The 1,058-nt window shown below is 36.6% G+C and carries 2 protein-coding genes; one reads left to right on the top strand and one right to left on the bottom strand.

Translation table 11 applies throughout. The features are described 5' to 3' along the window. On the bottom strand, positions 1-241 hold a 241-nt coding region (locus ACFSE6_RS18890; protein ID WP_388011138.1), incomplete at its 3' end, for a hypothetical protein. Position 242: 1 nt separating this feature from the next. Between ACFSE6_RS18890 and ACFSE6_RS18885 the strand changes: the two genes are divergently transcribed. Further along, entirely contained in the window at positions 243-923 is a 681-nt protein-coding gene (locus tag ACFSE6_RS18885; RefSeq protein ID WP_388011135.1) for an IS6-like element IS1216 family transposase, read from the top strand. The last annotated feature ends 135 nt before the right edge of the window (positions 924-1,058 follow it).

Below are 1,058 nucleotides of genomic sequence, written 5' to 3'. Positions count from 1 at the left end.
TATTTTCAAATTTATCGGGATTCAACTCATATTCCGCTTCTAATACTCTGTCTTCACCTGTTTCTTTATAGAAACTGTATTTATCAATCAACTCGCTAAATGACGGCAAGCGTGTGTCTTCTAACCATCCATCCGCTACGCTTGCAATAAAATATGGGCTTTTCTGATGGTTCTGTTGCAAAGTTTTAAATCTACTATCAAATAAGGTAGAATAATAGAAAAAGATAGCAGGAGGAATCACGATGAATCATTTTAAAGGAAAGCAATTTCAGCAGGATGTGATTATTGTAGCCGTGGCCTACTATCTTCGTTATAACCTTAGCTATCGTGAAGTTCAAGAAATCTTATATGATCGTGGCATTAACGTTTCTCATACGACGATTTATCGTTGGGTGCAAGAATATGGCAAACTACTCTATCAAATTTGGAAAAAGAAAAATAAAAAATCCTTTTATTCATGGAAAATGGATGAAACGTACATCAAAATTAAAGGAAAATGGCATTATTTGTATCGAGCCATCGATGCAGATGGTTTAACCTTGGATATTTGGTTACGTAAAAAACGGGACACACAAGCAGCCTATGCTTTTCTTAAGCGGTTAGTGAAGCAGTTTGATGAACCGAAGGTTGTAGTCACAGATAAAGCCCCCTCTATTACAAGTGCCTTTAAGAAACTAAAAGAATACGGCTTTTATCAAGGGACAGAACATCGTACCATTAAATACCTGAATAATTTGATTGAACAAGACCATCGTCCAGTAAAGAGACGCAATAAATTCTATCGAAGTTTACGCACTGCCTCTACCACGATTAAAGGCATGGAAGCCATCCGAGGATTATATAAGAAAACCCGAAAAGAAGGCACTCTCTTCGGGTTTTCGGTCTGTACTGAAATCAAGGTATTATTGGGAATCCCAGCTTAAATCATAGATACCGTAAGGGATTTTATTCTTTATTTAAAACTTTGCAACAGAACCAAGCCGTTAATAGAATATTGCTCTTGTTCTTCTGCTTCTTTATCGTTTTGAGGGTCTAAGTAGGTCGGTTTATCTTTTGGT

It is taken from the genome of Georgenia deserti (assembly GCF_042680605.1).
In the GTDB taxonomy this organism is placed as follows: Bacteria; Actinomycetota; Actinomycetes; order Actinomycetales; family Actinomycetaceae; genus Allobogoriella; species Allobogoriella deserti.
Note: the sequence above shows the minus strand (reverse complement) of the source record. Positions and strands in the feature narration are given on the sequence as shown.